Below are 26,304 nucleotides of genomic sequence, written 5' to 3' on the forward strand. Positions count from 1 at the left end.
CGAGTGCAGTAGGCTCGAGGCATCGGGGTAGAAACGTGCTCTCCTCGACTGGGCACGCGCATACGCGGTATCGAATGAACCGTCACTCCTTCTTTCCGAAGGAGTAGACCCCTTTGCGTACCCACGCTCTCACCGAGAAATGGCCCGCGCTGGCCGGGCTCTCGGCCGTCTTCCTGGTCGAGATGCTCGACAACTCGATCCTCAACGTCGCGCTACCGACCATCGCCCGTGAACTCTCCGCCTCCACGACCACCCTGCAATGGGTGACCGGCGCCTACTCCGTCGTGTTCGGCGGCCTGATGCTGGCCTTCGGCGCGCTGGCCGACCGGGTGGGCAGGCGCAAGATCATGCTCACCGGGCTCGTCCTGCTCGGCGCGGCGAGCCTGGCCACGTTGTTCGTCACCGCCGCCTGGCAGCTCATCGCCGTCCGGGCGCTCATGGGTGTCGCGGCCGCGATGACCACCCCGGGATCACTCGCCCTCGCGTTCCGCCTGTTCGACGAAGACGTACTGCGCATCCGCGCCACCACACTGATCTCGACCGTCGGTCTGATCGGTCTCGCCGTCGGGCCCACCGCCGGAGGGCTCGCGCTCGCCGTCGCGCCGTGGCAGGCGCTGCTGCTGGTGAACGTGCCGGTCGCCGCGCTCGCGTTCCTCGGTATCCGGGCCGGTATCCCCGCCGACGATCCCGCCGGCCTGCACCGCGATCCGATCGACGTCGCCGGCGCGGTGCTGGGAACCGGGACGATCGTCCTCGCGCTGCTCGCCCCGACGCTCTTCGTCGAAGCGGGCACGGCCTCGGGTCTGCCCTGGGGCGCCACCGTGGCCGCACTCGCCGCCGGAACCTGCTTCGTCCTCCGCGAGAAGACCGCCCGACACCCCTTGCTCGACCTGAAACTCATTGCCCGCCCGCTCGTGTCCAGCGGCCTGGCGCTCAAAGCCGCGGCGGGACTGGCGACCGCTGGGCTGAGCTATCTCGTGACGCTGCACCTCCAGTTCGGTCTCGGCTGGACGCCCGCGCAAGCCGCGTTGGGGATGCTGCCGCAGGTCGTCGTCCTCCTCGCCGGTGGCGCCCTCATCGGTCCGCTGATCACGCGCGTCGGCCTCACCAAGGCCGCCTGGGTCAGCGCCGCCGCGGTTGTGTGCGGGCTCGCGGTCTACACCGTGTTCGGCGGGCTCGGCTACGTCTGGATCGCTGTCGCGCTCGCCCTCGTCGCGGCGGGGATGCGCGTGGTCGGTGTCGTGGCGGGCACCAACGTCATGCGCGGCCTGCCCTCGAACCGGACCACCATCGGAGCCGCACTCGTCGACACCGCCAGCGAGGTCACGACCGGGATCGGTATCGCGCTCAGCGGCACCATCCTCGCGCTGGTCTTCCCCGGCGCGCTGACCGCGGCCCTGCATTCAGCCGACTTCCTGACGGCGACCACCTACGCGGGCCTCGCCCTCACCCTGCTCTCCGCGGCATTGGTCGGTTTCGGCATCCTGCGCGCCCGAAGCGCGTGAAGGCCCCCTTCCCTCGGCTCAGCCGAGGGAAGGGGGCCTTCACGCGCTTACCCGGAGGACTACAGCTTCGCGCACTGCCCGGCGGCCGGGCCGCGGACGGTGTTCTGCAGGTCGTAGTCCGTCGGAGCAGGGGAGTTGGCCGCGCACGCCAGAGGTCCGCCGATCGTGCTGGCAGTCAGCACCGGCCCCTTGTTGCCCGTCAACGCCACCGGCCCGCCGATCTCGGTCAGCTCGATCGAGACCGTCCCGGTCGTCCCGGTGATCGCCACCGGGCCGCCCACCTTCGTCCGGTCCAGCAAGACCTGCGCCGCGCCGTTCGCCGTCAGCGGACCGGAGATCGAACCGCCGCGGACGATCAGACTCGCCCCCGCCGACACCGACACCGGACCGGAGATCGTCGCACCGTCCACACAGGTCACCCCGTTCCGCACGGTCAGCGGCCCCTTGCGCTCGCCGGTGATCGTCTCCGTGCACGCCGCGTCGGGCTTGCCCAGCACCTCGAACTCCGACAGCGACGCCTCGCCACCCGTGGTCGCGGTGACCTCGAGCCGGTAGTAGGCGTAATGCGCCGGATTCGCGATCTTGAACGCCCTGGTCTGCTGACGCCACTGGAACGTCTGGTCGGTCCGCTGATCCGCGACCGCCCACGTCTTCCCGTCGTAGGAGCCCTTCAGCACCCAGCTCTTCGCGTCACCCGCGCCCTTGCCCGAAGTCAGCGTGTAGAACGAACCCGCCTCGTTCGTCGAGGGCACCTGGTACTGGATCGGCGCCTTGACCTTCGCCTCGGTCCGCGACGTGTTGTCGAAGAACGCGGCGTCCCCGCCGGAGACCGGCTTGGTGAGGTCGTGCACCGGGGTCGGCACCGCGTCGCCCTTGGTGATCGACTTCGGCGCGTCGTCCGGGCCGGTGCCCCACGACGACGGGTTCGGACCCATGTCGAAGTCGAGCGTCCCACCTCCTCCGATCGCCGAATGCGGCAGCGACGTCGACGTCTGCGCCTTGCCGTTGACCTTCAGGCCCTGCACGTAGACGTTCTTCGCGCTGTTCTTCGGCGCGTTGACCACGATCTTCTTGCCGCCGGGCAGGTTCACGGTCGCCTTGGTGAACAGCGGCGAGCCGATCGCGTAGTCCGAGCTGCCGACCTGCAGCGGGTAGAAGCCCAGCATGCCGAACAGCCACCAGGCCGACTGCTCGCCGTTGTCCTCGTCACCGCCGTAGCCCTGGCCGAGCTCACTGCCGACGTACAACCTGGCCAGCGCCTCGCGGACCTTCGCCTGCGTCTTCGACGGCTGACCCGCGTAGTCGTACATGTAGAGCGTGTGATGCGCGGCCTGGTTCGAATGCGCGTACATGCCCATCCGCACGTCCCGCGCCTCGGTCATCTCGTGGATGACGCCGGGGTAGGTGCCGAATTTGAGGCCCTGCTCCGGCTTGGCGAAGAACTCGTCCAATTTGGACGCCAGCCCCGCCTTGCCGCCGAAGAGGTTCGCCAGGCCCTGTCCGTCCTGCGGGACCGAGAACCGCATGCCGTAGGCGTTGGTCTCGGTGTAGTCGATACCCCAGACCTCCGGGTCGAACTCCTCCTTGCTCCGGGTGAACTTGCCCGCCGCGTCACGCCCCTGGAAGAAGCCGACACTCGGGTCGAACACGTTCACGTACTGGGTGGCCCGCTCGGTGAAGTACCCGTAGTTGTCCAGGTACTCCTGCTTGCGCGGATCGTTCGCCGGAGCCTCGTCGTGGAGTTTCTTCGACATGTTCGCGATCGCGTTGTCGTTGACGTAACCCTCGATCGCCCACGAGAACCCGTGGTCCGCGGTGTTCGGCGCGTACCCGAGGAACGTGCCCTCGTCGATACCCTTGCGGCCGACCGCGCCGTTCGGCGGGGTCACCGTGGCGTTCTTGATCGCCGAGTCGTAGGCCGACTGGACGTCGAAACCCTTGACTCCCTTGAGATAGGCGTCCGCGAACGCGGCGTCCGAGCTGGTCCCGGTCATCAGGTCCGCGTACCCGGGGGAGGACCAGCGCGAGATCCAGCCGCCGTCACGGTACTGCTGCACGAAACCGTCGACGAGCCTGCCCGCGGTGTCCGGGCTGAGCAGCGAATACGCCGACCACACCGTGCGATAGGTGTCCCAGAACCCGTTGTTGACGTAGAACTCGCCGTCGACCAGTTTCGCCCCGGTCTGCGTCGGCGTGTCCGGACCGGCCTTGGGCGACACCGGGCTCGCGTACTTCTTCACCGGCTTCTCGACGGTGCCGACGTTCTCGAAACCCGAGTTCGGGTACAGGAACAGGCGGTAGAGGTTGGAGTACAGCGTGATCAGCTGGTCCTTCGAGGCACCTTCGACCTCGATGACCTTGAGCTTCTCGTCCCACGCGTTCTGCGCGGCGCCGGCGACGGATTCGAGCGTCGCGTTCGGAGCGAGCTCCTGCTCCATGTTCTTCTTCGCCTGGTCCACGCTGATCAGCGACGTCGCGATCCGCATGTTCACCGTCTTGTCGGCACCCGCGTCGAACTTCAGGTACCCGAGGACGTTGTCCCGCTTCTGATCACCCGAACCGGTCGACAGCTTCGAACCCGCGGTCACCGGCTTGTCGAACGTGGCGTAGACGAACATCCGCGTCGCACCGGCCGACAGCCCGCTCTTCACGTCGCTGTACCCGGTGATCGACCGGCCCGCCGGGTCGAGGGTCAGCCCGCCGTTGTTGTTGACGTTGTCGAAGATCAGGTTCGAGTCCGCCCCGGGGAACTTGAAGCGGTACAACGCCGCGTGATCGGTCGGCGCGACCTCGGCCTTGATCCCGTTCTCGAAGTCGACGCCGTAGTAATGCGCCCGCGCGGTCTCGTTGGAGTGCTTGAACGGCAGCTTCCGCGCCTCACGGTCCGGATTCGGCACGCCGGACGCGGTCGAGGGCAGGAACTGGAAGGTCTGCCGGTCCGCCATCCACGGACTCGGCGCGTGGCTCGCGGAGAACGCCTGCAGCGCGGGGAGGTTCTGCTCGTTGTTGCGCGAGTGGTACGAGTACATCCAGCTCAACGTGCCCGCGTCGGTCGTCGGGATCCAGAAGTTGAACCCGTGCGGGACCGCGGTCGCGGGCATGTTGTTGCCGCGCGAGAACGACCCGTTCGACAGCGAGCCGCGCGTGGTCAGCACGTTGTCGGACGGGCGAAGGCTCGCCGGCGGCGTCGGCGTCGCCGAGACCTTGATGTCGTCCAGCCAGCCCTGCAGCGAACCGGGCCCGTCGGCGTTGTCGTAGCCGACCAGGATCCGGTCGACCGTCTTGCCCTTGGCGACCACGCCGATCTGCGAGCGCACCAGGTTCCACTGGTTGGTGTAGAGCACCTTGCTCGCGCCCTGGCCCTGCGGGGAGAGCCCGAAACCGTACTGGTCGACCGCGCCGAGCTGGCTCAGGTAGGTGCCGTCGGTGAACGCCAGATCCACCGCGACGTTCGTGCTCGGGTACTTGAGGTCGCCGCGGATGAACTCCGGCTGCACCTTGTACGACAGCTCCGAGGTCGCCGCCACCGGGATGTCGACGTCGAAGATCTTGTTGTACGACCAGCCGTGCCCCTGCGCCTTGTGGCTGCCGGAGTAGCGGAACGCGCGCAGGCCGGTGAACCCGACCCGGTTCTTGCTGGTGTAACCGCTGCCCGGACCGCTGTCGGTGAAGCTGCGCATGTTCGGCAACGCCGGCGGGGCCGGGTCCTCGTTGGCCAGCAGCAGCTCCGAGAGCTGCAGGATCGGGCCACCGTTGTTCTTGGTGATCTCGAGCCGGAAGAACTTGTACGCGGCGCTCGCGGCGGCGAGGCGGTACTCCTTCTTCTGGAACGGCTCGCTGAACTTCTGGCCGGTCTGCCTGTCCAGATCGGTCCAGGACTTGCCGTCGGCGGAACCCTGGAGCGTCCAGTCCTGCGGGTTGCGGTTGTCGAAGTCGTTCGCCGAGGACAACGCGTACCGGGTGATCGACGTCGGCTCGGACAGCGTGACCTGCGCCCAGCCGGTCGGGGTCCAGGCCAGCCACTTGGTGTCGGTCGACCCGTCGACCAGGTTCCCCACCCCCTCGTTCGGGGTGTTCTCGCTGTTCGCGGTGACCTCGGTGACCTTGCCGCGGATGTCACCGGGGATGGTGGTGGCGTTCGCGCCGTCGACACCGAACGCCTTCGGCTTGCCGGACGGATCGACGTCGACGGTGTCGCTCCACGTCGGCTGCGGTTCACCTTGCTCGAAGGACGAGTAGAAATCCGGTGGGGCCTCTTCGGCCGCGGCGGTGGCGGGGAGGGCTACCAGCCCGGACGCCACGACCGTGGCACTCAGAAGGCTGCAGACCCAGGGTCTGACGCTTCGGGGCATCGTTGCACCAATGCTTTCTCGCAGGGGGACCGGTGACGCCAAGAGAGAAAAACTCGGTTGTGACATCGATGTCAAGACACTCGGACAAACCTGGCCCGAACTGGACAACCCGGATGCCCGCAAACCCGGTGGACAACCGATGGGGCCAGGGCCAGAGTGAAGACACGACTGAAGCCGATCCGGGAAACTGGGGTGGGGAAATGCGGCGGTTGCCCATGCTCGGCGTGGCAGCGCTCATCACGGCAAGCTCGATACTCACGGCACCGGCGGCCACCGCCGGCGAAACCACCTTCCGTCCGGTGCGCACCTGCGCCGACCTGGTGCGGACCTACGACGTCCCCGGCGCGGTCACGCACGTCGAAACCGCGACCGTGGTGCCCGCGACGGCGACCGAACCGGAGAACTGCGACGTCCGCGGCTACGTCGAACCGGCGGTGCGGTTCCAGCTGCGGCTGCCGACCAAGACCTACGCGGGGCGGTACCTGCAGTTCGGCTGCGGCGGCTTCTGCGGGGTGGTGACCACGCCGCCGTTCGCCGACTGCGGCCTCCCGCACGGCGGTGACGTCGCTGTCGCGGCCACCGACGACGGGCACGTCGGCAAGACCCCGGCCATCGTCGACGACGGCAAGTGGGCCGAAAACGATCAGGCCGCGCGCGACGACTTCGCCTTCCGCGCGCCGCACGTGGTCTCGAAGGCGTCCAAGCGTCTGATCACCCAGTTCTACGGTGCTCCGCCGAAGAAGTCGTACTTCAGCGGCTGCTCCGACGGCGGTCGCGAGGCGCTTCTGCTCGCGCAGCGCTATCCCCGTGACTTCGAAGGCATCGTCGCGGGCGCGCCGGCCGGATACTGGGGGCCGCTGCTCGGTGTCTACCAGACCTGGCTCGCCAAGGTGAACACCGGCGCCGACGGCAAGCCGATCCTGACCGAAGACAAACTGCCGGCCCTGCACGCCGCCGCACTGTCCACTTGCGACAAGTCCGACGGGCTCGGCGACGGCGCCATCGACGATCCGCGCACCTGCCGCTTCGACCCGGCCACGATCGCCTGCCCGCCGGGCACCGACAACGCGGGCTGCCTCACCGCCGCGCAGGTCGAAGCCACCAAGAAGATCTACGCCCCGCCGACCGACGAACGCGGCCGCAAACTGTACCCGGGCGGCCAGACCGTCGGCTCCGAACTGTCCTGGTACGGCTGGATCATCCCGTCGCCGGAAACCGGCGGCATCCCGTTCGCCCACGCGCTCGCCGACAACTACCTGAAGTACATGGCCTACCCGATCGGGACACCGCATTCGTCGGTCGAGAAGTTCGGCTTCACCGCCCGTGAATTCGACAGGCTGACCCCGGAAGGCGTCCGCTCCAACGCGATGTCGACGGATCTGCGCGAATTCCGGCGCGCGGGCGGGAAACTCGTGATCTGGCACGGCTGGGCGGACCAGGCGATCCCCGCCGCGGGCAGCATCGACTACTACGAACGGCTCACCCGCGCCAACGGCGGCCCCGCCGCGACACGGGACTGGGCGCGGCTGTTCATGGTGCCCGGCCTCTACCACTGCGCGACCGGCGACAAGCTGACCGAATACGACCCGCTGAAGGAACTCGTCTCCTGGGTCGAGCGCGGCACCGCGCCGGACCGGACGATCGCCACCGGCCGCGACGCCGACGGCAAGGTCTTCCGCACGCGGCCGGTGTTCCCGTACCCGCTGCAGGCGAAGTACGACGGCACCGGAAGCGTCGACGACGCGGCGAACTTCGTGCCTGTCCCGCCTGCGCGGCCCTCGCACGATCTTGTGAACTGGGCGGGGAACGGGCTGTACGGGAAGGCGGGGCCGGTCGCTCCCTGAGAGGTGTCGTGGCGCGTCTCGTGAGTGGTAAAGACGGTTAGAACCGTCCTTACCACTCACGAGTCAGGAAAGGACGCCGTCCAGCAGCCGTACCCGCCGGTCCGCGATCCGGTGCACCTCGTCGTCGTGCGTCGCCACGATGACCGCCGCGCCCTCTTCGGCGCAGCGCCGCAGCAGCCGAAGCACGCGCGGCGTGCTCCCGGCGTCCAGGTGCGCCGTCGGCTCGTCGGTGAGCAGGACCCGGGGCCGCCCGCTGACGGCCCTGGCGAGCGCGACCCGTTGCTGCTGCCCAAAGGAGACCTCGAGCGGGTAGCGGTCCCCGAGGTCGCCGATCCCGAGTTCCTCCAGCAGCTCCGAAACCCGAGCGTGGATGTCCTTCGCGCTGGGCTTGGGGACGTCGGACCGGAGCCGCAGCGGCAGCGCCACGTTCTCCGCGATGGTCAGTTCGTTCGCGAGACCGAGCGCCTGCGGCAGGACGGCGCAGGTGTGCCACGGCGGCGCCCCCGCTATCGGGACGCCGTCCAGCAGGACACTGCCGGAATCGGGCGAGTCGAAACCGCACAGCAGCGCCAGCAGCGCGCTCTTTCCGGAACCCGACCGGCCGGACACGGTGACCAGTTCGCCCGGGGCCACCCGGAGTTCGAGCCCGCGCAGGACTTCGACGTCCCCGCTGGGATGGGGGAACCGGCGGCGCAACCCGACGGCCTCGAGGGCGGGTTCCGCCATCACGGCACGACCTCCCGTTCTTCGACGTCTTCCAGTCTGCCCTTGTGCATCCGCGCGACCCGGCTGCCGAGTTCGATGAGCCGGTCGTCGTGCGACGCGACGATGACGGCGAAATCCTGACCCGCCAGGTACTTCAGGGTGTCGAGCACCCGGTCGGCGGAGCCTTCGTCCAATTGGGACGTCGGCTCGTCGGCGAGCACGACGGTCGAGCGGCGGGCGAGGGTGCAGCCGAACGCGAGACGTTGCTGCTGCCCGCCCGACAGCGCGGAGATCCGCCAGCTGCCGGTCCCGCCGAGCCCCAGCTGTTCGAGGATGTCGTCGGGCAGGCATTCGGTCCCGGCCGATTCCGCCGCCGCGCGGAGATTGTCCGCGACGCTCAGATACGCGAGCAGGTTGTCGGTCGGGTTCTGGAACACCAGGCCGAGGTGGGTCCGCCGCAGTGCCCGCCGGTCGCGGTGCCGCAGCTTGCCGGTTTCGCTGCCCTGGAACGAGATCGTGCCCCGCACGGGCTGTTCGAAGAGGCCCAGAGTCCGCAGCAGGGTGGATTTGCCGGAGCCGGACGGGCCCGCCAGCACGGTGATCCCGCGCGCCGGGATGTCGAAGGTGACGTCTTCGACGCCGGTGACCGTGCCCGCCGGCGTCTGGTAGTCGACGCCGATCCCGCGCAGCCGGAAGATCGGTTTTTCAGGCACGGATCAACTCCGCGGTCCGGGCGGTGCGCACCGAGCGCATCGCGATCCAGCCCGCCAGCGCCACGACGAGCACACCGACGGCGAGCACGGTCAGGGCGAGCGGGGTCGGGTCGGGCAGCGCCGACTGAGGCGGGAGGAACGTCGCCGGATCGAACCGCGGCACCGAAAGCCCCGCGACCGAGACACCGCATACGACGCCGATGACCACGGCGAGCCCGCTGAGGGTGCCCAGTTCCATCAGATGACTCGCCAGCAGGGCCCGTGGCCGCATCCCCATCCGCAGCACCAGGGCCCCGGCGAGCGCGTTCTGCCGTCGCCGGACTTCGACGGCGACCAGCAGCGACAGCACGGCCACCACGCCGAGTACGGCCCCGAGCAGGGCCATGAACGAGAACGTCCACGACACCACGTAGAAGGGGAGCGCGTCGAGCGCGGACTCGCGGGTGACGCGGTTGACCGCGGTCATCACCCCCACGGAGGCCAGCGCTTCGGTCACCTGCGTCATCGACGAGCTGGAAAGCACGCTCCACTTCGGCACGGTGCGCAACTGCGCCTCGGTGAGCGATTCCCGTGAGATCACGTACCCGGCCTTGGTGCCGATGATCGGGAACATCGGCAGCTCACCGATCGCCTCGGCGTCGGCGAGACCGGCGGGCAGCTTGGTCTTCTGGGCGGTGTCGTGTCCGATCCGGATCGCCGGGACCCCGGCGCCCTGGCTCGACAGGCCGGTCATCAACCGGTCGACCTCGGCGCCGTCGAGCGGGCCGAGCGTGGCGGCCTGCCGGAAGGTCCGCGGGTCCACGACCAGGACGACGTTGCCGGTGCCGGTCAGCTCGCCGACGATCGTGGTGCTGCCGTCCAGCGAGGCGGGCAGCGCGACCTTCCCGGTGCCGACGACGCTTTCGGTGTCGACCCTGGTCTCGGCCCCCACGAAGATGGCGGACTTCGTCTGCAGGGCCTCTTCCTGACCGCGCGCGATGCCGATGCCGGTGGCCAACGTGCCGATGGCGAGCGTGCCGATCACGAGCACACCGGTGACCGGCGCGCGGGCACTGGCGAGCCGCCGGATGGCCAGCTGCAATGCGGGCCGGGACCACAGCCGCGCGCGATGCGACGCGTGCAGGGCGAGCCAGGCCAGCCGTGCGGCGACGAGCCCGACCGTCAGCACGACGAACACCGGATACGTGAGCGCGAGCGGGTCGACCTGGGGGAGCGGATTGCCGATCCGTGACCCCTTGCTGTAGTCGACGAGCCGGTTCCAGCCGAGCAGGGCGACACCGGCGGTGAGCAGTTCCCACGGGAAGAAGGCCAGGAACTTCACCTTCTTGCGCCGTCCGGAGCGGACCCGGCCGAGTTCGAACTCCCGATGGGTGCGGACGGAGATCACCCCGGCCAGCAGCGCCAGCGAGACGAGCAGGATCGCGGCCGCGACGAGCGATCCCCAGAACGTCGCGCCGTCGTCCAGTTCACCCGGTGGCCCGTAAAGCCCGAGCAGTAGCCGGGCGAGCACCGCGCCCGCCGCGCCACCGGCGACGATCGGGAGCCCGAGTTCGGCGACCGCGAGCAGCCCCAGCGCCCCGGGGCCGCTGCCCCGCGCGGACAGCAACCTCAGCTGCGGGTGCCGCCGCTGATACCACTGCAACGCGACCGTGCCGATCCCCGCACAGCCGACGAGGATGCTGATGGCCGCGAGCGGCAGGATCGAGATCAGGACGTTCGATTCCGCCTGCTTGCTGATCTGGACCGAGCGCTCGAACGGCAGCGACCCGACGATCGCGTCCCCGAGGCCGCGGGAGCCCAGATCCGCCTTGACCGCGGCGATGAGGGCCTTCCCCCGTTCCTCCAGGTCCTCGGCCTCGCTCACCGTCTTGGGCGGAGCCTCGTAGAACGACATGTGCAACGTCTTGATCATCGGGATGCCCAGCGCGCGGACCGTGTCGTCGAAGGTCTTCCCGTCGTTGGCGAACATGACCGAGTCGAGCGGGTCGTTGGCGAGCCTGCTGACGACGGCGTTCCGCTGCTGCGAGCACCACCAGCGCGGTGCCGGGTCGGGAAGGTCGCGGTACAGCCCGGTCACCGGAGGTATCGGCGTGCCCTGGATGCTCGGCGTGGCCCCGACCTTGATGTTCTCCGCCCCGGCGACGACGGTGCCCAGCAGGAAACCGGCACCCGCGGACCCGCTCGTCACGTCGAGATGGCCCTGCGCCGCCTGGTCGCGATGGGCGAGGACGACCTTGTAGTTGGGATCGCCGTTGAACTCGGTGCCGAAGAGATACGGCGTGTAGCGGGAGGTGACCGGGGCGGGGAAGCCGTGCGCCGGGGCGTTCCGGCGGACCGAGTCGACGACCTGCGGTGCCACCGCGGCGGGCACGTTGTCCTTGCTGAAGACCGGCCCGTAGTAGTCCGGGCACACGATGCCGGACTGGTACGTGACGGCCGCGCCACCCGAGGCCGATGCCTGCAGGATGGCGGCGGTGCCGAGAAAACAGGCCAGCAAGGCCGTCACCGCGGCGATGATCAAAGTCAGGGGACTGGTCAGTGCCGCTTTCGGAGCCGCTCGCCACGGCATTGTCACCCTGGGCCCGCCGGGAGCCCCCCACCTCACCCGCATGGATACGCACGCTACCGGTCACGGCGCTCCGGCGACAGGAAGGAATCACTGTTTGTTGCTGACGTGAAGTAAGGCCTGGTCCATTGTGGTGACACGGGTGCGTGTTCACTGACTGTCCGTCACCAATTGGTCGATCGGTGTCGTCTCACCCGCCTCACTCTCCGCCGAGAATGCGGTTTCTCCGAGTGCCGTGACGATCACGCCGCTGATCCTGTCGACGTCGACGCGTTCGGCCTTCGGGAGGGGAGCACCTACCGAGCGCCGCGCGGCCACCGCGGCACCGAGCAGCCGCGCGGCCAGCCGATACGAGCCGGCGGCCGCCTCGGCGCCGGCCAGACCCTCGAGACCGAGGGCGATCGCACGAGGGTCCTCGCTGTGGCGAGCGATCGCGAGACCGTCCAGGTGGAGCCGTTTCGCCGCCGCCGCGTCTCCGCGTTGCTCGGCGATGAATCCGAGTTCGGCGAGGATCAGGGTGCTGCCCGCTTCGGACTCCACCCGGCGATGCCAGTCCAATATGGACAGCAGCCGCCGCTCGGCCTCGTCGAACCGCCCCTGGCGCCGTGCGCCGAGCGCGAGACCTGTCTCGGCGTAGACCTCACCCGGTTTGAAGCTGTACTCGACGGCCAGCGTCCTGGCTCGCTCGTGGAACTCCTTCGCTTTTTCGAAGTCGCCAGTGAGCAGCGCCGTCCGGCCCAGCCACGACAGTTGGTAGGAGACCTCCGGCCACAGCTCCAATTCCTCCGCGCGGCGAAGGCTTTCCCGATGGACGCGGGCCGCGTGGTCGTAGTCCCCGGCGATCGAAGCCAGCATTCCGATCACGAAAGAGGCCTGCAACCAGCCCCAGCGTTCGCCGAGTCCGTCGAAAATGGCGGCGCTCTGCGCGGCGATCCGGCCGCCTCCGGTGAGGTCGCCGCCGGCGATCAGGTGGGCCGCCCGGTCGCTCAGCGCGGCGGCGGCGCTCCAGTCGTCACCGATGTCGCGGGCGGTCTCCAGCGCGCCGAGCGTGAACTTCTCCGCCCGGCACAGGTCGCCGACCGTGGACCACGCATAGCCGAGGAACCACAACGCCCGCGCCCGCACGAGAGGATCGGCGATACCCCACACGGTCTCGTCCGCCGCACCGCCGGTGCCGTCGAGCACGGCGATCCCGGTGCGCCAGGCGAGCGCCCGCGCGTACTCGTCTCCGGTGCCGGAATCGGTGCCGAGCACGAGGTCCAGCGAGCGCCGGGCCTCGGTGAGCCGTCCACGGAGGAACCAGAACCACGACGTCGCATTCACCAGCCGCAACGCGAGCCGATGCTCTCCTTGCCGTAGCAGCGTTTCCAGCGCGCGCCGGGTGTTGGCGCCTTCGGCGTCCAGCCTGTCGAGCCAGCGCCGCTGCTCTTTCCCGCGCAGGCCTGTGTCCCCGCGTTCGGCCAGCTCGATGTGGAAACGAGCATGCCGCAAGTGCAGGTCGTCGAGTTCGCCTGCCTGCTCGGCGTGACCCAAGGCGTACGCGGACACGGACTCCAGCAGCCGGAACCGCGGTTCACCCGACCGGCCTGGCCTGCTGACCACCAGCGACCTGTCGACCAGCCGGGACACGAGGTCCAGTACGTCACCGGCGGCGATCTCGCCGCCCGCGCAGACCGACTCGGCCGCGTCGAGCCCGCAGCCCTCGGCGTGGACGGCGAGCCTGCGCAGCACTATCTGCTCGGGCTCGCTCAACAGGCTCCAGCTCCAGTCGATCATCGCCCGGAGCGTCTGCTGGCGGCGCGGCCCGCCTCGTCTGCCCGAAGACAGCAGGGCGAACCGGTCGTCGAGGCGGGCGAGGAGTTCGTGCACGCCCAGCGTCCGGACCCGGGTGGCGGCGAGTTCGAGCGCCAACGGGATGCCGTCGAGCGTGCGGCAGATCCGCGCGACCACCGCCGCGTTCTCCGCGTCGAGCGCGAACCCCGGCGCGGCCGCCGCGGCACGGGCGGCGAACAGCCGGACGGCACTCGACTCCCGGACGGCGGCGAAATCCGGCAGATCGGGCAGCTCCAGCGGCGGTACCGCCCAGACGTTCTCTCCCGGCAACCCGAGCGGCTCCTGGCTGGTGGCGAGCACACGCAGCCGTGGCGCCGTCGCGAGCAGCTTCTCCACCAGCGCGGCGACCGGTTCGACGACCTGCTCACAGTTGTCCAGGACGAGCAGGATCTCCTTGTCCCGCAAGGCATCGGCCAGCGACTGGGTCAGCGGTCCGGCCGACTTCGCGTCCTCCCGGAGATCCAGCACGGCCGCCAGGACGACGGCGACGTGATCCTCGGGCGGGCACGTCGCGCACTCGACGTTGTCCAGCCCCGCCAGCTCGACGAGCCAGGTGCCGTCACCCATCGCGATCTTCGACGCCGCCTCGATGGCGAGCCTGGTCTTGCCCACACCGCCAGGCCCGGTCAGGGTGACCAGCCGGGCGTCGGTGACGAGCGCTCCGACCTCCTTGACCGCCGTCGTCCGGCCGATCAGCTCGGTCACCGCCTCGGGCAGATTGCCCCGTACCGGCGTGGCGGCGCGGACCGGCTCGATGTCCGGACTGCGGGTGAGGACGGCCTGGTGCACCGCCGCGAGCTCCGGACCCGGTTCGAGACCGGATTCGTCACGCAGGCGGGCACGCAGTTCGGCGTAAGTTTCGAGGGCTTCGCTGTGCCGCCCGGCCGCGTACAACGCGCGCATCAACAGCCCGCGGAGCCGCTCTCGCAGCGGATGCCGCGAGACCAGACCGGCCAGCTCCCCGGTGAGGACGCCGTGCTCTCCGAGTGCCAGCCTGGCTTCGGCTCGCTCCTCTTCGGCGAGCAGCCTCTCCTCCTCCAGCCGCTGAGCAGCGGCGACGGCGAACGGCTCGTCCTCGAATCCGGCGTACGCGGGCCCTCGCCACAAGGCCAGCGCGTCCGCCAGCAGAGCGGCACGGGCGCGCGGGTCGACGGTGTCGCGGGCACGGGCGGTGAGCGCGCGGAATCGATGGACGTCCAGGTCACCCGGCTCGACGGCGAGGACGTATCCGGCGGGTTGGTGCGTCACGAGATCCCGCGCGCCTGGCTCGGCGCGATCCAGCGCGCGGCGCAGCTGGGAGACCTTCGTCTGCAGGGTGTTGCCCGGATTGCCCGGCGGATGCTCGCCCCACAGGTCGTCGGTCAACGACGACACCGACGCCGCCCTGCCGTCGCGGCTGAGCAGCCCGGCGAGCAGCAGGCGGACCTTCGCCTCGGGCACGACGACGGGCTCGCCCGCGGTCGTCCACACGGCGAGTGGTCCCAGCACTCCGAATCGCACGAAACCGACGTTAGCGCGGACCACCGACAGGATCGTGCGCGAGGCCGTGCGCGGACCCGCAGCGATCCGTGCGCGGCCCGCGTCACGGTGGTCCCATGAGCGAACACGGCAAGACCCCGGTGACGGTACTGGGGCTGGGCGCGATGGGAACCGCGCTCACAGAGGCACTACTGGCCGCGGGCCATCCGGTCACGGTGTGGAACCGGACCGCGGGCCGCGCCGAGGCGGTGGCGGCGAAGGGAGCTTCGGTCGCTTCGACCGTCTCGGAGGCTCTCGCGGCGAACCAGATCGTGATCGCCTGCCTGCTCGACTACGACTCGGTCCACGAGGTCCTCGACCCGGTGGCTTCCGAGCTCAAAGGACGGCAGCTGATCAACCTGACCAACGGCACCCCCGGCCAGGCGCGCGAAATGAGTGCCTGGGCCGAGGAACTGGGCGCGGAGTACCTGGACGGCGGAATCATGGCCGTCCCGCCGATGATCGGCACTCCCGCGGCGTTCATCTTCTACAGCGGTTCGGGCACGGTCTACGGCCGGGCACGCACCGCGCTCGACACCTTCGGCGGCGCCAACTACCTCGGCGCCGACCCCGGGCTGGCGCCACTGCACGACATCGCGCTGCTCAGCGGGATGTACGGCTTCTTCATCGGCGTCATCCAGGCATACGCGCTCGTCGGCTCGGCGGGGGTCAAGGCGCGGGAATTCGCGCCACTGCTCCGCGCCTGGATCGACGCGATGGGCGGCTTCCTGGAGCGCTCCGCCGAACAGATCGACGACGGCGACTACGTGACCGACGTCGTGTCGAACATCGGGATGCAGGCAGCCGCCTACCCGAATCTGGCGCAGGCGGCGAAGGACCAGGGCATCAGCGCCGAGCTGCTCACGCCGCTGCAGTCGCTGATGGACCGGCGAGTCGCCGACGGACGCGGCGCCGAAGACCTGATCGGCGTCATCGAACTCCTCAAGAAGTAAAGGAAAACACAATGATCACACTGATCGGGCTCGGCCCGATGGGACAGGCCATGGTCCGCGTACTCCTGGAGAACGGCCACGGAGTGACCGTCTGGAACCGCACGGCCGCCCGCGCGGACGACGTCGTCGCCGCGGGTGCCGTGCGCGCCGGGACCCCCGCGGAAGCGGTGGCGGCCTCGGAGCTGGTGTTGCTGAGCCTCACCGACTACGCCGCGATGTACGACATCCTTGGCAAGGCCGAGGATGCCTTGGCGGGCAAGGTGATCGTCAACCTCAGCTCGGACACCCCGGAGAAGACCCGCGAAGCCGCGGACTGGGTCAAGGCCAGGGGCGGGCAGTTCGTCGCCGGTGGCGTGATGGTGCCCGCCGAACTGGTGGGCAAGGACGAGGCGTACGTCTTCTACAGCGGCCCGGCCGACGTCTTCGAGAAGCACCGCGAAACGCTGGCGCTGATCGGGCGACCGGACTTCCTCGGTGAGGACGTCCGGCTGGCGCAGCTGTTCTACCAGGCGCAGCTCGACATCTTCCTGACCTCGCTTTCGGTGTTCCTGCACGCGAGCGCGCTGGTCCGCTCGGCAGGCGTGCCCGCGCAGAAGTTCGTCCCGTACGCCAAGGACAACTTCAAGATGATGGATTTCTACCTGGACGCCGCGGCCGAACAGATCGAGAAGGGCGAGCACCCCGGGGACGACGCCAACGTGACCATGATGGGCGCGACGGCCGACCACATCGTCCAGGCGAGCCGGGACGCCGGGATCGATGTGCTCCTGCCGGAGGCGATCAAGTCGCACTACGACCAGGCGATCGCCGCCGGGCACGGACGTAGCTCGTGGACCAGCCTCTACGAGATCATCAAGGCGGACCAGAAGTAAGTGCCGTTGCTCGTGAGTGGTGAGGACGGTTCTAGCCGAGGGTGTCTTTTGTACCTGCTGGCTTCGGGCCGCCGTTGACCCCCGGGCCCGGTCTGTAGGGGTCTGGAGCCGGTGTCGCGAAAGCCACTTTCGGGACGTCAGACGTCTCGAAAGTGGCTTTCGCGACCTGATCACCAGGCCTGGCCACGGCCGACGTTGCGAAAGCCACTTTCGCAACGTCGAAGGTTGCGAAAGTGGCTTTCGCAACCCCCGGCAAGCCCAGCACCCGGCGGTACCGAGTGGGTCTGGTCTCGTGAGTGGTGAGGACGGTTAGAACCGTCCTCACCACTCACGAGGTCTTGTACTCGACGCCCAGTACCTCTAGAAAGGCCTTCGCCGCCGGAGTGACCGCGAAGCGGTTCCAGACGAGATGCTCGATCCGCGCGGGCGCGTCCCGCACCGGCACGGTGACCACGTCGGTCAGGTTCGGCACGAACTTCGACGGCAGCAGCGCCACCCCCAATCCCTGATGGATGAGCCGCGCCATGAAGTCGGCGGCCGTCACCTCGAAGGCGACTTCCCTGGTCACTCCCGCGGCGGCGAAGGCCTGGTCCGTCTGTGCCCGTCCCGCGGAGCCTGCCGGGAAATCGACGAACACCTCCGACGAGAGCCGCTTCAAGTCCACTTCGGACTCGACGGCGAGAGGATGCCCCGGAGCCACGACGGCGATCAGATCGTCCCGGCCCATTTCGCACGTTGCCACGCCGTCCGGCCGGTCGGTCACCGGAAGGCCGAGGAACGCGACCTCGATGGCGCCGTCCTTGATCTGCTCCACCAGCTGCTCGCTCGCCCCGACCCGCAGCCCGATCCGGACGTGCGGATACCGGCTACGGAAGGTCTGCAGCGCGGCCGGGACGTCGACCGCCGCGACGGTCGGGATGACGCCGACGGTGAGCCGCCCGCGGATCTCGCCGACGGCCGCCGCGACCTCCGACCCGGCCCGTTCGGCGGCCTCGAGACATTGCCGGGCCGCGGGGAGGAACGCCTCGCCGGCGGCGGTGAGCCGTACCCGGCGGCTCGTGCGCTCGAACAGCCGCGCGCCGAGTTCCCGTTCCAGCCGCGCGATCTGGTGACTCAGCGCCGACTGCACGACCAGACACCGTTGCGCGGCACGCGTGAAGCTGTTCGTCTCCGCGACGGCCACGACGTACCGCATCTGCTGAAGCTCCATTGATCCATCTTGAATCACGATGGATCAAGTGACAAACATGTGTTGGACTCATTGATCGTTGGCGCCGAAGCTGGGAAGCGTGAAAACGCTGACGACCACACCGCTCGCCGCGGGTCTCACCGGAACCGCGCTGACCGCTTTCGCCCCCATGGTCTGGGGGACGACCTACGTGGTCACGACCGAACTCCTTCCGCCTGGACATCCGCTGTTCGCGGGCCTCATGCGCGCCTTGCCCGCCGGACTGATCGCGCTCGCCATCACCCGCACCCTCCCGCGCGGCACCTGGTGGCTGAAGGCCGCCGCGCTCGGCGTCCTCAACATCGGGATGTTCTTCCCCCTGCTGTTCGTCGCCGCCGAACGCCTGCCCGGCGGAGTCGCGGCCACGCTCGGTGCCGCCCAGCCGTTGCTCGTCGCGATCCTCGCCGTGGCGGTACTGCGCCAGAGCCCGTCCGCGTGGCGCTTCGCCTGGGGGATCGTCGGGATCGTGGGTGTGGGCCTGGTCGTGATCGGGCCCGCGGCCGGCTTCGACCTCGTCGGCGTCGTCGCCGGGATCGGTGGTGCGGGCACCATGGCACTCGGCGTCACGCTCACCAAACGATGGGGACGTCCCGCCGACGTCGGGCCGACCGCGTTCGCGTCGTGGCAGCTCACCGCGGGCGGGTTGTTCCTGGTGCCGGTGACCTTCCTGTTCGAAGGCGCGCCGCCCGCCATCGACCTGAACGCGGCCGTCGGCTACCTCTGGCTCGGTCTGATCGGCGGTCTGCTCGCCTACGTGCTGTGGTTCCGCGGCATCACGTCCCTGCCGGTCACCTCGGTCGCGGTCCTCGGCCTGTTGTCGCCGATGGTCGCGGCGGTGCTCGGCGCCGTGCTGCTCGGTCAGTCGCTCGGCCCCATCCAGCTCGCCGGTTTCGCACTCGCGCTGGCCTCGATCGTCGCCGGCCAGATCACCCCGAAGAGCAAGCGGGACGGTGGCGTCCGATGAAGATCGCCGTTGTCGGAGCGTCGGGAATGACAGGTTCCCGGGTCGTCGCCGAGTCCGTTTCCCGCGGGCATCACGTCACCGCCGTCTTTCGCCGCACCCCACCGGACTTCTCGCATCCCGACGTGGAGGTGGTGCTCGGCGACGTCACCGATACCGGTCACATGCGCGCGGTGTTCGGTGGGGTCGACGCCGTCGTGGGCGCGACGAGACCCGCGCCCGGTGCCGAAGACACGGTCGCCGCCACGGTCACGGCGCTACTCGACGCCGCGGCGGGCAAACGCGTCCTGGTCGTCGGCGGCGCCGGGCCGTTGCGGTCGCCGTCCGGCGGGCTGGTGATCGACGACCCGGCGTTCGTGCCGGCGGCGTGGCGGGCCATCGCCTCGGCCAGCATGAGCCAACTTCGGGCGTGCGAGACCCACGCGGGCGACTGGGTGTACCTCAGTCCGCCCGCGATGCTCGAACCCGGCGTCCGGACCGGGAACTACCGGCGGGGAACGACGACCATCCTCACCGCCGAGGACGGGTCGTCCGGGATTTCGGCGGAGGACCTGGCCGTCGCGATCGTGGACGAACTCGAGAATCCGAGCCGGGACCGGCATTTCACCGTCGCCTACTGAGACTTGAGCCGCCACTTCAGCTCGGGCGGATCACCGGGCGACGGCGTCTCCGGGCTCCGTTCGGCCTCGATCTGGATCTCGATGTTGGTCTTGTGCGAGATCGGATCCCAGATCTCCTCGATCGGCGCCAGCAGCGATTGGCTGACGCCTGCCCGACGGGCACGCGCGGCGTACCACGCGAACCCGGCCAGGAAGAGGGGAAGGCTGAGGAACGCGGCCACGGGTGCCAGGAACTCCATGCGCCCGACGATACAGTAACGTCGTGTATCCAGAAACGATCTGTTACTGAACGGGCGGGCGATGACCAGGCTGACACGAGCCGAACAGCAACGGCGTACCCACGAACACCTGCTGGAGGCCGGTCGCCAGGTGTTCCTGCGGCGCGGTTTCCTGGCGGCGACGGTCGAGGAGATCGCGGCCGACGCCGGGTACACCCGCGGCGCCGTCTACAAGCACTTCGGCGGCAAGGAAGGGCTGTGGCTGGCGATCATCGAAGCCACCGCCGAAGGACACCTCGCGGAGCTGAGGAAGACCCTCTCCCTCGCCACCGGCAGGGAAGACGTGATCGCGGCGCTGGCCCCGGTCGACGTGGCGGACAAGGATGCCGCCAGATGGAGCGCGGCGGCCGCGGAAGTGCTCGCCGCGACGGCGCAGCAGCCCGAAACCGCCGCCCTCGTCGCCGCCATCCAGCGGCGGCACGACGACGAGGTCGTCTCCCTGCTCGCCGAGCACACCCGGCGGCTCCGCCTCGAACCCGCCTTGCCGCTCCACGAGGCCGTCGTGATGCTGGGCGCGCTGGGCATCGGGCTCGCCCTGCGCCAGGCGGTCGCACCGGCCGCCGACCCCGCCGCGATCCTCACGCACGTGCTGGACTCGGTGTTCCCGCCCGAGGCAACGTGACGGCAGGTCCGGACGTACTCCCGGTGACACCGGGGCGGGGTTCGATGCTGTGGGCCGGTCGGGCGCAGCACCCGCGAAGGGGTTTCCCGAGTACAGGGTGATGATCACCGCCATCGGGATGGTCGCCGTCCTGATCGTCTTCGGGCACCCGGGCTCGGCGTTGCCCTTCCACGCCGACATGTTGCTCGCGTTCGGCGTTTTTCTGGTCACCACTCAGCGAATCATCTTCGTCGCGAGCCGGCCCAACGGCACCGAATTCCGCTGGGTCTGGCTGCGTTACGTCCAGCTTCCGCCGAAGGTCAAAGCCGGGAAAGCAGGCGGCGGCGCGATCACTTTCGGCGGTTGTGTGGGGCCGCCGTCAGCTCCGGTCCTGGAGCTGAGGGCCATCGCCGATACCGCGAATGTGGCGAACCTGATCCTTCAGGCACAGCACCGGGCCGCCGGAAGGACCTACACTCAGGCGCCGTGATCGATTCCTTCACCACCGCCGACCTCGTGGACGACCACGGCGACCGGCTTCGCGTCTGCGACACCCAGTTCCGCCAGTTCGGCGGGCACCGGAAGTTCTCGGGTCCGATCCGCACCGTCTCCTGTCACGAGGACAACGGCCTCGTCAAGAAGCTCCTGGCCACCCCCGGTGAGGGCGCAGTCCTGGTGGTCGACGGCGGCGGCTCGCTGCACAGCGCGCTCACCGGCGACATGATCGCGAAGTCCGCCGTCGACAACGGTTGGGCGGTCATCGTCGTCAACGGCGCGGTGCGCGACAGCGCCGAGCTAGCCGGGCTCCCGCTCGGAGTGAAGGCGCTCGGCACCAACCCGCGCAAGAGTTCCAAGGCGGGCGCCGGCGCCGTCGACGTCCCGGTCGGTTTCGGGGGAGTGACGTTCACTCCTGGAGACACGCTTTACGCCGATGACGACGGCGTCGTGATCCTTCCCTCGACCGGATCCTGAACCGAGCTCAGACGACGATGACCCGGCGGCCGCGCGTGTGCCCGGCGCGGCTGTCGGCATGCGCGACCGCGGCGTCGGCGAGCGGATAGGCCTTCTCGACCGGGATGTGCAGCTTCCCCCGCGCGATGAGGTCGACGGCCTCGGCCAGCGCATCCGGCACGCTCCCGGCCACGCCGGAGAAGCGGACGCCGAATTCGGGCGCGCCGAGATCGGCGATGGAGACGACCTTCCCCGGATCCCCGGTGAGCTCGACCAGTTCGGCGATCACCCCGGATCCGGCCAGGTCAAGAGCGGCGTCGACCCGGCCGAACCGCCGCACCCGCTCCACCCAGCCCTCGCCGTAGGTCGTGGCGAGCGCGCCCAGGCCGCGCAGGTAGTCCTGGTTCGCGGCACCCGCCGTGCCGATCACCTCGATGCCGCGTTCGCGGGCGATCTGCAGCACCGCCGACCCGACCCCGCCGGACGCGCCGCTGACCAGCAGTCTCTCGCCGGGCCGTACCCCGACTTCGTGGATCAGCCGCAACGCGGTCTCGACTACGGAGGGGTATCCCGCCGCCTCTTCGAAGGACAGGCCGTCCGGCATCACGGCCCAGGCCGTCAGCACGGCTAACTCGGCATAGGTGCTCGCGCCCTCGCCGAACACGAAGTCGCCGACGTCGACTCCGACGACACCTTCGCCGACCTCGTCCACGATTCCGGCGGCGTCGAGGCCCACGCCGGACGGCAACACGGTCGGATGCGCGCCGAGGACCTGGCCTTCACGGATCCTCCAGTCGACGGGGTTCACCCCTGCGGCCCGCACCGCGATGCGCACCTGGCCTGGGCCGGGGTACGGGTCTTCGGCGTCGACGAGCTGCAGGACTTCCGGACCACCGAACTCGGTGAAGATCACTTTCTTCATGCGATCGACCGTAACACTAACGGTTAGCCTTTTGGAACTGTTGTGGTTTTGGATCTGATAGCGTCCCCGCATGACCGTGCCGACCGGACGTCGTGAGCGGAAGAAGGCCGCCACCCGTCAGAAGATCGCCGATACCGCGCTGCGGCTTTTCCTGGAACGCGGGTACGACGCGGTGGGCATCCGCGAGGTGGCCGCGGAAGCCGACGTCGCCGTCACGACGCTCTTCTCCCATTTCGCCTCGAAAGAGGCCTTGGTGTTCGAGCAGGACGCGAACTTCGAGCAGGGCCTCGCGCGGGCGGTCACCGATAGGGCGCCGCACGAGCCGCTCATTCCCGCGCTGTGTCGCGAGGTTCACGCGATGGTGCGCCATTGCACGGCAGACGGCGCCGCCCCGATCTGGCGCATGATCGACGAGTCGCCCGTGCTGCGGGAGTACGAGGATTCGATGCGCCTGCGCCACGCGGAGACGTTGGCGGCGGCCATCGCGGCGGATCCGGAGTCGTCGCGGTCCGCGACAGCCTGCCGGACCATCGCGAGATTCGTACTGGACGCCTACTCGCTCGGCCGGGAGGCCGCCGATCCGGAGGCCGCGGTGAACGAGATCTTCCGGATGATCGAAGCGGCCTGGGAAGCCACCGGCCCCGCCTAGTGCTTGCAATCTGCCACCAGCCGGGACTACCGTCTCCGCAAAGCGGTTGCAAATCACAATCGGAGGGATCGCCGTGCTGACACAGGTCGCGGAGGGTGTGCTGGTCCACCAGAGCGCGTTGCTCGAGAACAACGCGGTCGTCGTGGAGGGCGCGGACGGTGTGCTGCTCGTCGACCCCGGGCTCACGGGCGACGAACTGGCCTGCCTCGCGCACGACCTGGCCGATTCGGGCCGCCCGGTGGTGGCGGGTTTCGCGACGCATCCCGATTGGGATCACGTGCTCTGGCACGCCGAGCTGGGTGACGCACCCCGCTACGGCACCGCCCGTTGCGCGGAGTATCTGCGGGATCTGCGATCGAAGCCGGACTGGAAGACCGGCGTCGCCGAGGGGCTGCCACCGGAAATCGCCGGTGAGGTGCCGCTGGACCTGTTCGGCCTGATCACCGGCCTGCCCGCCGGGACCACCCGGATTCCCTGGGACGGCCCGCGAATCCGGATCGTCGAACACCCGGCCCACGCCCCCGGTCATGCGGCGCTGATGATCGAGGAACGCAGCGTGCTCGTCGCCGGCGACATGCTTTCCGACGTCCTGGTCCCGATGTTCGACGACGACGGCGATCCGGTCGAGGACTACCTCGCCGGGCTTCGGGTGATCGAAGACGTGGCGGCCGACGCCGACGTCGTCGTGCCCGGCCACGGGTCCGTCGGCGGAGCGGGTGCGGTGCGGGCGCGGATCGACCTGGACCGGGCGTACGTGCACGCATTGCGGGACGGCCGGGCTCCGGACGACCCGCGAATCGGCCCGTCCGCGAAGCCTGGTTGGGAATGGGTGAGCGATCTGCACGCCGGGCACTCCCAAAGCCTCGCCCGGAGACGGGCATCAGCCTCTCGGCATGACACACAGCTCCCGTGACTCCCCGGACTTGAAGTCGTAGACGACGGGATTGCCGTACTCGTAGCCGGGCACGGAGTTGCAGTCCGAGCCGGACGCGGACGCGAGCTGGGCGATCACCGAGTAGTTGGCCGAGCTGTCCGAACAGTGGACCCGGACGGCGCTGGCGCTGAACGCGCCGTTGCTGCCGGCGTCTTCGTCGGCCGAGAGGCAATCACCGGCCTGTGCGGAGAACGGGTCGGGGTCGACCGGGGGGACACTGGCACCGGACGAGCCGCCGCTCGTGGTGATCGCCACGGTCACCGCGATCGCCCCGCCGGTGACGATGACCGCCGCCGCGGCGATCCCGACGATCAGCCCGGTCTTCGGGGCCTTCTTCGGCGGCGCGACGGGATACTGCTGCCAGATCGGCGACTGTTGCTGGGGGTAGGTCACGCCATCAGGATCGGCCTCGCCGATGAAATTCCGATGACACGCTTCACTTGCGGGCGACGAGCCGTTCCACGAGCCCGAGCTTGAACCGTTCCCGGTGCTCCACGGCCAAGCCGAGACCGTCGATCTTCTCGAGCGGGCGGCGAAGGAAGTGTTCACCCGCCATCGGCACGGTGATCTTCTCGGCGATCCATTGCAGACCGCGGACCGCGCGCGACGAGCTCGCGATGTGGTCGAGCAGGATGAGCTTGCCTCCTGGCCGGAGCACCCTGGCCATCTCCCGTAGCGCCTTGCCGTCGTCTGGGATGGCGCAGAGCCCGAGTGTGCAGACCACCGTGTCGAAGGAATCGGCGTTGAAGGGCAGGTGGTGGGCATCGGCCCGCCGTAGCGTCACCGGGCGGCCGAGACGTTCGGCGCGAGCTCGGGCGATGGAGAGCATGCCGTCACTGAGGTCGATGCCGGTGAGCGTGACGCCGTCGGCATAGAGCGGCAGGTTCAGGCCGGTCCCCACGGCGACTTCGAGGACTTCGCCGGTGGCCCGGCCGCAGGCCCACGCACGGGAATCGCCGAAGAGCTTCCGGTCCAGGAACTGCATCTCCCGGTCGTAGTTGCGGGATTTGGTGTCCCAGTAACGGTTCCATCGGGCGGGCCGGGTCATGACGCTCCTTTCAGCAGCAGTGCTCACCGCGCCAGGCCTCACGGCCTTCCTTGATCGCGACGGCGGCGATGACGAGCGCGACCAGCGGATCCGCCCAGTACCAGCCGAAGAGGCTGTTGAGCAGCAGCCCGACGAGCAGCACACCGGAAAGATAGGTGCAGAGCAAGGTCTGCTTCGAGTCGGCGACGGCACTCGCGGAGCCGAGTTCGCGCCCGGCGCGACGCTGGGCGTAGGACAGGAACGGCATCACGAGGAGTGAGACCGCCGCGAGCACGATGCCGACGGGGGAGTGCTCGGCGGGGTCGGCGCCGAACAGGGTGCGGACCGCTTCGACGGTGACGTACGCGGCCAGCGCGAAGAAGGACACCGCGATGACCTTGAGCGCGGTGCGTTCGCGGGCTTCGGGGTCCTTCCCGGAGAACTGCCAGGCGACCGCGGTGGCCGAGGCGACCTCGATGACCGAGTCCAGGCCGAAACCGATCAGGGCCGTCGACGAGGCGATGGTGCCCGCCGAGATGGCGACGACCGCCTCGATGACGTTGTAGGTGATCGTGGCGGCGACGAGGAGCCGGACCCGCCGGGAAAGCACGGCACGGCGCTCCGGGGCCACTGTGGACTTCGCGGTGCAGCAGCCGTCCGCGCAGGAATCGCTCTCCACGCTCACCGGAGCACCTCGTCCATACAGGGCTCGGCGGTGTCGACCGCCAGCACGACCTGGACGAGTTCCCGCAGGGCGCGGGCGAGGTGCGCGTCCGCCAGCGAGTAGCGGACCTGCCTGCCTTCGTAGGTGGCCACGACCAGTCCGCAACCTCGCAGGCAGGCGAGATGGTTCGACACGTTCGAGCGGCTCAGCCCGAGTTGCCCGGCCAGAAGCCCGGGATAGCTCACGCCATCGAGCAGGGCGACCAGGATGCGGCACCGGTTCGGGTCGGCGAGGGCGCGGCCGAGCCGGGCGAGCGCGGCGCCCTGGGTCTCACATGTCAGCACAGCCAGGACAGTACAGCGAACGCTGACATGTCAGCAAGGGCTGAACCATTGACCCGACGGAGTGTCCGGACGCGACCCTCTGTTTCGTCGCGGTCTGTCAAGCCATCGCCGAACACGGGCACCGGAGCGACCCGAAAGAGTCCGGTGTGGCCACTCCAACGGTCGCACCCCGGGCACGCGGGGGAGTCCCGGCGCGCCCCGGCATGACACCTCAGCGCAATTGCTGGCCCGATTGCGTGGCCACGGGAAAACGTCGAGTCACGT

General features: G+C 69.4%; 23 protein-coding genes. 11 read left to right on the top strand and 12 right to left on the bottom strand.

Going from position 1 to position 26,304, the window contains the following annotated elements; translation table 11 throughout:
* Positions 1-113 precede the first annotated feature (113 nt).
* Complete coding sequence (locus H4W30_RS19425; RefSeq protein WP_192744165.1) at positions 114-1,505, top strand: MFS transporter; 1,392 nt, start codon at positions 114-116, stop codon at positions 1,503-1,505.
* 59 nt (positions 1,506-1,564) lie between these two features.
* Here the strand turns inward: H4W30_RS19425 and H4W30_RS19430 are convergent, their stop codons facing one another.
* On the bottom strand, positions 1,565-5,857 hold the full coding sequence (locus tag H4W30_RS19430; protein ID WP_192744166.1) for a GH92 family glycosyl hydrolase: 4,293 nt from the start codon (positions 5,855-5,857) through the stop codon (positions 1,565-1,567).
* A gap of 215 nt (positions 5,858-6,072) precedes the next feature.
* On the opposite strand from H4W30_RS19430, the gene H4W30_RS19435 reads away from it, so the two are divergent.
* Positions 6,073-7,701 carry a tannase/feruloyl esterase family alpha/beta hydrolase gene (locus tag H4W30_RS19435; RefSeq protein WP_192746715.1) on the top strand — a complete coding sequence of 543 codons (1,629 nt, stop codon included), beginning with the start codon at positions 6,073-6,075 and terminating at the stop codon, positions 7,699-7,701.
* A gap of 63 nt (positions 7,702-7,764) precedes the next feature.
* On the opposite strand, the gene H4W30_RS19440 is transcribed toward H4W30_RS19435, so the two are convergent.
* The 4 genes from H4W30_RS19440 to H4W30_RS19455 all read right to left on the bottom strand — a co-directional run bounded on the left by H4W30_RS19440 (position 7,765) and on the right by H4W30_RS19455 (position 15,018).
* Positions 7,765-8,427 (bottom strand): ABC transporter ATP-binding protein, encoded by a 663-nt coding sequence (locus tag H4W30_RS19440; protein ID WP_192744167.1) that lies wholly within the window; start codon positions 8,425-8,427, stop codon positions 7,765-7,767.
* On the bottom strand, positions 8,427-9,119 hold the full coding sequence (locus H4W30_RS19445; RefSeq protein WP_192744168.1) for an ABC transporter ATP-binding protein: 693 nt from the start codon (positions 9,117-9,119) through the stop codon (positions 8,427-8,429). Before H4W30_RS19445 ends, H4W30_RS19440 begins: the two co-directional genes overlap by 1 nt.
* Complete coding sequence (locus H4W30_RS19450; RefSeq protein WP_192744169.1) at positions 9,112-11,688, bottom strand: FtsX-like permease family protein; 2,577 nt, start codon at positions 11,686-11,688, stop codon at positions 9,112-9,114. Before H4W30_RS19450 ends, H4W30_RS19445 begins: the two co-directional genes overlap by 8 nt.
* Positions 11,689-11,835: 147 nt before the next feature.
* Positions 11,836-15,018 carry a BTAD domain-containing putative transcriptional regulator gene (locus tag H4W30_RS19455; protein WP_192744170.1) on the bottom strand — a complete coding sequence of 1,061 codons (3,183 nt, stop codon included), beginning with the start codon at positions 15,016-15,018 and terminating at the stop codon, positions 11,836-11,838.
* Positions 15,019-15,113: 95 nt separating this feature from the next.
* Between H4W30_RS19455 and H4W30_RS19460 the strand changes: the two genes are divergently transcribed.
* Positions 15,114-15,989, top strand: a complete 876-nt coding sequence (locus H4W30_RS19460; RefSeq protein WP_192744171.1) for an NAD(P)-dependent oxidoreductase — start codon at positions 15,114-15,116, stop codon at positions 15,987-15,989.
* 11 nt (positions 15,990-16,000) lie between these two features.
* Positions 16,001-16,861 carry an NAD(P)-dependent oxidoreductase gene (locus H4W30_RS19465; RefSeq protein ID WP_192744172.1) on the top strand — a complete coding sequence of 287 codons (861 nt, stop codon included), beginning with the start codon at positions 16,001-16,003 and terminating at the stop codon, positions 16,859-16,861.
* Positions 16,862-17,189: 328 nt separating this feature from the next.
* Here H4W30_RS19465 and H4W30_RS19470 read toward each other — a convergent pair whose 3' ends face one another.
* Positions 17,190-18,071, bottom strand: a complete 882-nt coding sequence (locus H4W30_RS19470) for a LysR family transcriptional regulator (RefSeq protein WP_192744173.1) — start codon at positions 18,069-18,071, stop codon at positions 17,190-17,192.
* A 79-nt stretch (positions 18,072-18,150) separates the two neighbouring features.
* On the opposite strand from H4W30_RS19470, the gene H4W30_RS19475 reads away from it, so the two are divergent.
* Positions 18,151-19,053, top strand: coding sequence for an EamA family transporter (locus H4W30_RS19475; protein ID WP_192744174.1), 903 nt, complete (start codon positions 18,151-18,153; stop codon positions 19,051-19,053).
* Positions 19,050-19,670 carry an NAD(P)-dependent oxidoreductase gene (locus H4W30_RS19480; RefSeq protein ID WP_192744175.1) on the top strand — a complete coding sequence of 207 codons (621 nt, stop codon included), beginning with the start codon at positions 19,050-19,052 and terminating at the stop codon, positions 19,668-19,670. The genes H4W30_RS19475 and H4W30_RS19480 overlap by 4 nt, the downstream gene beginning before the upstream one ends.
* Here the strand turns inward: H4W30_RS19480 and H4W30_RS19485 are convergent.
* On the bottom strand, positions 19,664-19,909 hold the full coding sequence (locus H4W30_RS19485; protein WP_225949772.1) for a hypothetical protein: 246 nt from the start codon (positions 19,907-19,909) through the stop codon (positions 19,664-19,666). The two genes, H4W30_RS19480 and H4W30_RS19485, sit on opposite strands and share 7 nt — an antisense overlap.
* A 61-nt stretch (positions 19,910-19,970) precedes the next feature.
* On the opposite strand from H4W30_RS19485, the gene H4W30_RS19490 reads away from it, so the two are divergent.
* The 3 genes from H4W30_RS19490 to rraA all read left to right on the top strand — a co-directional run bounded on the left by H4W30_RS19490 (position 19,971) and on the right by rraA (position 21,521).
* Positions 19,971-20,570, top strand: coding sequence for a TetR/AcrR family transcriptional regulator (locus H4W30_RS19490; RefSeq protein WP_192744176.1), 600 nt, complete (start codon positions 19,971-19,973; stop codon positions 20,568-20,570).
* 100 nt (positions 20,571-20,670) lie between these two features.
* The gene (locus H4W30_RS19495) at positions 20,671-21,039 is read left to right on the top strand and encodes a hypothetical protein (RefSeq protein ID WP_192744177.1); all 369 of its coding nucleotides are present in this window, start codon (positions 20,671-20,673) and stop codon (positions 21,037-21,039) included.
* The gene (gene rraA / locus H4W30_RS19500; protein ID WP_192744178.1) at positions 21,036-21,521 is read left to right on the top strand and encodes a ribonuclease E activity regulator RraA; all 486 of its coding nucleotides are present in this window, start codon (positions 21,036-21,038) and stop codon (positions 21,519-21,521) included. Before H4W30_RS19495 ends, rraA begins: the two co-directional genes overlap by 4 nt.
* 7 nt (positions 21,522-21,528) lie before the next feature.
* On the opposite strand, the gene H4W30_RS19505 is transcribed toward rraA, so the two are convergent.
* Positions 21,529-22,422 carry an NADP-dependent oxidoreductase gene (locus H4W30_RS19505; protein ID WP_192744179.1) on the bottom strand — a complete coding sequence of 298 codons (894 nt, stop codon included), beginning with the start codon at positions 22,420-22,422 and terminating at the stop codon, positions 21,529-21,531.
* A gap of 70 nt (positions 22,423-22,492) precedes the next feature.
* Between H4W30_RS19505 and H4W30_RS19510 the strand changes: the two genes are divergently transcribed.
* Together H4W30_RS19510 and H4W30_RS19515 are read left to right on the top strand one after the other, a co-directional pair.
* The gene (locus H4W30_RS19510) at positions 22,493-23,071 is read left to right on the top strand and encodes a TetR/AcrR family transcriptional regulator (RefSeq protein WP_192744180.1); all 579 of its coding nucleotides are present in this window, start codon (positions 22,493-22,495) and stop codon (positions 23,069-23,071) included.
* Positions 23,072-23,144: 73 nt separating this feature from the next.
* Positions 23,145-23,984, top strand: a complete 840-nt coding sequence (locus tag H4W30_RS19515; RefSeq protein WP_192744181.1) for an MBL fold metallo-hydrolase — start codon at positions 23,145-23,147, stop codon at positions 23,982-23,984.
* Here H4W30_RS19515 and H4W30_RS19520 read toward each other — a convergent pair.
* From H4W30_RS19520 to cmtR, 4 genes are read right to left on the bottom strand one after another with little or no spacing between them, the layout of a single operon-like run.
* Positions 23,952-24,398, bottom strand: coding sequence for an LppU/SCO3897 family protein (locus tag H4W30_RS19520; protein WP_192744182.1), 447 nt, complete (start codon positions 24,396-24,398; stop codon positions 23,952-23,954). The two genes, H4W30_RS19515 and H4W30_RS19520, sit on opposite strands and share 33 nt — an antisense overlap.
* A 43-nt stretch (positions 24,399-24,441) precedes the next feature.
* Positions 24,442-25,053: a class I SAM-dependent methyltransferase gene (locus tag H4W30_RS19525; protein ID WP_192744183.1), complete on the bottom strand. Its 612-nt coding sequence runs from the start codon at positions 25,051-25,053 to the stop codon at positions 24,442-24,444.
* Positions 25,054-25,063: 10 nt separating this feature from the next.
* The gene (locus H4W30_RS19530) at positions 25,064-25,717 is read right to left on the bottom strand and encodes a cation transporter (RefSeq protein ID WP_192744184.1); all 654 of its coding nucleotides are present in this window, start codon (positions 25,715-25,717) and stop codon (positions 25,064-25,066) included.
* Positions 25,714-26,040, bottom strand: a complete 327-nt coding sequence (gene cmtR, locus H4W30_RS19535) for a Cd(II)/Pb(II)-sensing metalloregulatory transcriptional regulator CmtR (protein ID WP_192744185.1) — start codon at positions 26,038-26,040, stop codon at positions 25,714-25,716. Before cmtR ends, H4W30_RS19530 begins: the two co-directional genes overlap by 4 nt.
* Between the last annotated feature and the right edge of the window lie 264 nt (positions 26,041-26,304).

The organism is Amycolatopsis roodepoortensis (assembly GCF_014873915.1).
GTDB classification, from domain to species: Bacteria; Actinomycetota; Actinomycetes; order Mycobacteriales; family Pseudonocardiaceae; genus Amycolatopsis; species Amycolatopsis roodepoortensis.